Genomic DNA, 4,546 nt, shown 5'->3' with positions numbered 1-4,546 from the left:
GCCCGTTGCTGTCAGGCGTTTGTGCGTTGGCCACGATGCCGCAGGTATTCGATGACCATTGGCACCACGCTAAGCAGCACAATCCCAATGATGATGATGTCGATGTTTTGCCCCACCCATTCGAACGATCCAAGGAAGAACCCCAGCACCGGCAGGATAATGCCCCAGCTGAAGGCCGCCACGATGTTGAAAGCGCAGAAGTGGCGGTAGTTCATTTTTCCGGCCCCAGCCACCACGGCGGCAAAGGCCCGCACAATTGGTACATATTGGGCAATCACAATGGTCCGCCCGCCGTAGCGGGCAAAGTAGGCGTTGGTCTTTTCGATGTGTTTCGGCTGAAACAGCTTTGAGTCCGGTTTTGTGAAGAGCTTCGGCCCCACCAGGCGTCCAATCCAGTAGCCAGATTGATCGCCGGCCACCGCGCACAAAGCGATCGCCAGGCAGGCCGCCCATAGTGGAACACCCACTTTTCCCGTGCCGATGAAAACCCCCAGGGTAAACAGCAGCGAGTCACCGGGGAGAAAAAAGCCAACCATCAGGCCGGTTTCGGCGAAGACCACGATGCAGACTCCGACCAGCGCCCATGGGCCCAACCAGGAAACAAACTGGTTGATCAGATTGGCCGGATCAAGCCAGGAAGGCCCAATTGCCAGCGTCGAGAGATCGCCTGGAGTTGGTAGCACGTCCTATAGGGTACGGTGCTTGGCGTGCCCAGTGACGCGTCTGGCCCTGGCGCCGAGCCCAACTTTGATCAATGCGTAGGCGTTGGACCGTGGCCGGGTCCGCTGCCAGATGACCGTCGCTATGACCCGGACCTACTGGTGGACGGGGACAAACGCAATGTGATTGACCGCTACCGTTACTGGTCGAACCAGGCGATCGTGGCTGATCTGGATTCCCGCCGTCACGACTTCCATGTGGGGATAGAAAACTGGGAACACGACTTCAACATTGGCGCGATTGTCCGCACAGCCAACGCCTTCAACGCGAGCGCCATTCACATAATCGGCCGGCGCCGCTGGAACCGCCGCGGTGCCATGGTGACCGACCGTTACCTCAATGTCATCCACCACACTGACGCCCAGGCGTTCGGCCAGTGGGCTGACGAGGCGGGAATAGGCGTCATTGGGTTGGACAACCTGCCAGGGGCCGAGCCACTGGAACGGGCCAAGTTGCCCCAGCGCTGTGTCCTGCTCTTTGGCCAGGAGGGCCCTGGTCTAAGCCAAGCGGCCTTAGCCCAATGCGAACGATTGCTTGAAATCAGCCAGTACGGTTCGACCCGTTCGCTAAATGCCGGCGCGGCCGCCGCCATTGCCATGTACCACTGGGCTTTGCAGCATGCTTTTAAGTGAGCTGGATGCGAAGGGCAAGAAGCAGGGCATCGGGCGGTAATTGGTTGGCTTGATGCCGCGTCAGCTGACCAGAACGGGTGACCACGTCGACCCAGCTGACTGACTCGGCCTGGATCAGTCCGCGCAGCAAGGCTGCGCCGGCGGTGATCGATTTGCTGGTCTTGGTCCAATCAACCGGCAAGCCAAGGCCTTCAGACTTGGCTTGGGCCTCAGCCGCGCCCAGCGGACACTTCGACTGAACGGTGATGTGGCGCCCGGCCGCATCCAGGGAGACCACGTTAGTCAAGCCGGCGGTATCTAGTTGGGCCATGACGCTGGAAATCGATTCGACGCCAGGTTGGGGATCATCCGAGCCGTGGCGCAGTTCGACTTGGCCAGCCGCCCACAGCGAAGCCATCAGGTCGCCGATGGCGGCGGTGTGCTGGTGGTAGCCGCCCAGCTGGCCATAACTCACCTGGTCAAGCCTACTTGCACCGAAGGCGGTTGGGACGGTGGCTAACTGCCGATCCCCTGATGGCCCCTGTACCACTCCAGGCAGTGCCGGTCTTTGGCTGACCAGGCGGCAACTGTCCCAGGTCGCTGGGGGCATCACGGGCTTTGACTAGCGCGATTTGGGCCAGGGGAGATTTAGGACTCAGCTTCGTAACGATTGTGTCAGCACAGCTGACTTTGGCCGTCGCGTCCTGGAGGGACGGCTAGGCTACTGCCACGTTCCCAGCCAGGACAGGCTTGGGCTGAAGAGAGGCAAAAATTGGGGCAGGCGAAACCTCGCCGGCAGGCTGGACCGAAACCCAGGGCGGTTGACCGACACGGCCAGATGGTAGCCAAGTCGGGCGGCAGCAGACCCAAATCCACAGCCCGTACCGGCGCCAAGCCCGCCCCCCGTCCCGCCCCGGCGGCCAAAACCGGCAAATCCGGCTGGACGGCGCCACCGCCCAAGCGTTACACCAGGCGCGGCAAACCCCGCTACGGCTTTTTCAACTACCCCCGCCGCCAATACCGAGGCTTGCACCGCTGGATCCCGTCCTGGCGTTTCGTGCTGGCCAGTGGGTTTATCTGCCTGGCCGCCCTGATTGGCTTGGTCACGGTGGCCTACGCCATGACTTCGTTGCCGACACCGTCAGATTTCGCCATGGCCCAAGCCACCAAGGTTTACTACGCCGACGGCACCACTTTGATGGGTGAGTTTGCCGACCAAAACCGCGAAATCATCGACGTGTCGAAACTGCCGGCCCACGTCAGGGACGCTGTCGTGGCCGCCGAAGACAGGACTTTTTGGAACAACGCCGGGGTTGACCCCATGGCCATGGCCAGGGCTTTGTACAACAATCTGCGAGGCAACCGTCAGGGCGGTTCGACCATTACCCAGCAGTACATCGAGCGCTACCTGGTCGGCAAAACCACCACTGACCTCAAAGGCAAGTTCCAAGAAGCCCTGATGGCGGTCAAGGCCAACCGCTCAAGTGAGAAAATGGAGATCCTTGGCGCCTATATGAACACGATCTACTATGGTCGCGGCGCTTATGGCATCCAAACGGCCGCCCTGGCTTATTTCAACAAGCCGGCCGGGGAATTGACTGTGTCTGAAGCGGCCCTAATTGCCGGCTTGATTCCGGCGCCAACCGCCTGGGATCCAGAACTAAACCTCGAAATGGCGACCGAACGGTGGAACTACGTCTTGGACGGCATGGTCGCCATGGACAAGTTGACTGCAAACGAGCGGGCGCAGCTGACCTTCCCGGAGTTCATCGAATACACTGCCTCGGACCTCTACAGAGGCCCTCAAGGTTATCTCCTGCGCATGGTTCGCGACGAGCTGCAAACCCAAGGTTCCATGTCGGAAACTGAGATTGACGCCGGTGGCCTCAAGATCACCACCACGATAGACAAACCCTGGCAGGACGCAATGGTGGCGGCCGCGGCGGACCTGCCCGAGGACAGCCCGGAAGGCCTGCATATTGGCATCGCCTCAGTTGACCCTGACAGCGGCGCTATCAGGATGCTTTACGGCGGACCGGATTACATGAAACGCCAGCAAAACGCCGCCACCCAAGATATAACTCAGGCCGGATCAACCTTCAAACCGATCACTTTGGCGGCGGCTTTGGAAAAAGGCATGAGCCTCGATGAGACCTTTTCTGGCAGCTCGCCTATCGACATTGGCGGTTGGACGGTGCGTAACTCTGGCAACGCCCAATACGGCTACATCACCTTGGCCCAGGCCACCCAGAGCTCGGTCAACACCGTTTACGCCCAGCTAAACGAGCAGGTTGGCGGGGAAGCCACTAAACAAGCCGCGATCGATGCTGGTCTGCCGGCTGAAACCGCCGGGCTAGATTCCGACCTGACCAACGTTTTGGGCACATCCAGCCCCCACATATTGGACATGGCTCGGGTTTACGCCACTTTCGCCGCCCAAGGGGTTCGCCACGACACCTTCATTGTCGAAAGCGCGGTGGACTCGAGCGGCAAGACCGTTTACACCGGCGAGCAGGAATCAGAACGGGTCTTCAGCGCCGAGTCGATGGCCGAGTTGACCTACGCCCTTGAGAGAGTGGTGCTCTACGGCACAGGCCGGGTCGTGGGCGACTTGGGCCGTCCGGTGGCCGGTAAGACTGGCACTTCGGAAAACAACCAATCGGCTTGGTTTTGCGGATACACCCCACAACTGGCCACGGCGGTGGCCTACTACCAAAATGGTCCGGACGGTGAGGTCGTGCCCATCACCCCATTTGGTCAGAACGCGGTTATCCAAGGCGGGGGCCCGCCGGCCGAGTTGTGGCTCAAAGTAATGCGGGTGGCCATGGACGGTATGCCGGTGGTGGATTTCCCCTCCCGGCCCCAACACCGGCCAGAACCAACTCAGCCATCTGAGCCAAGCCCAACGCCAAGTGAGGAACCGACCGAGGCACCGCCAACACCAACCGCGTCACCGACCCCGCAGCCACCGCCTCCGCCCAGCGAACCGCCAACCCCAACCCCAACCCCCACACCAACCCCCACACCAACCCCAACCCCACCGCCTGAGGGTGGAGGCGGTTGACCGTGAGTTGGCGTAATGCCATGCCGGACGTGCCGCTGTCCAGGCTGATCTGGGTCCTAGGCATTCCGGCTTTTGCCTTGTCGATTTGCGCGCTGTTGGCCCTAGCCGGGGTGGCATTGAATTGGCCTAGTGGGGTGGTCTGGACAATGGC

At 60.9% G+C, this 4,546-nt stretch carries 4 protein-coding genes; 2 read left to right on the top strand and 2 right to left on the bottom strand.

Annotation, left to right across the window (positions count from 1 at the left end):
• Positions 1–11: 11 nt before the first annotated feature.
• A complete protein-coding gene (locus FWD29_09875; GenBank protein MCL2804236.1) occupies positions 12–683 on the bottom strand; it encodes a VTT domain-containing protein in 672 nt (223 codons plus the stop codon).
• Positions 684–707: 24 nt separating this feature from the next.
• On the opposite strand from FWD29_09875, the gene FWD29_09870 reads away from it, so the two are divergent.
• Positions 708–1,352 carry an rRNA methyltransferase gene (locus FWD29_09870; GenBank protein ID MCL2804235.1) on the top strand — a complete coding sequence of 215 codons (645 nt, stop codon included), beginning with the start codon at positions 708–710 and terminating at the stop codon, positions 1,350–1,352.
• Here the strand turns inward: FWD29_09870 and FWD29_09865 are convergent.
• On the bottom strand, positions 1,345–1,806 hold the full coding sequence (locus FWD29_09865) for an FAD-dependent oxidoreductase (protein MCL2804234.1): 462 nt from the start codon (positions 1,804–1,806) through the stop codon (positions 1,345–1,347). The genes FWD29_09870 and FWD29_09865 overlap by 8 nt on opposite strands.
• A gap of 363 nt (positions 1,807–2,169) precedes the next feature.
• On the opposite strand from FWD29_09865, the gene FWD29_09860 reads away from it, so the two are divergent.
• On the top strand, positions 2,170–4,395 hold the full coding sequence (locus FWD29_09860) for a penicillin-binding protein (protein MCL2804233.1): 2,226 nt from the start codon (positions 2,170–2,172) through the stop codon (positions 4,393–4,395).
• Positions 4,396–4,546 lie beyond the last annotated feature (151 nt).

This window comes from Micrococcales bacterium, from assembly GCA_009784895.1.
GTDB lineage: Bacteria > Actinomycetota > Actinomycetes > Actinomycetales > WQXJ01 > WQXJ01.
Note: the sequence above shows the minus strand (reverse complement) of the source record. Positions and strands in the feature narration are given on the sequence as shown.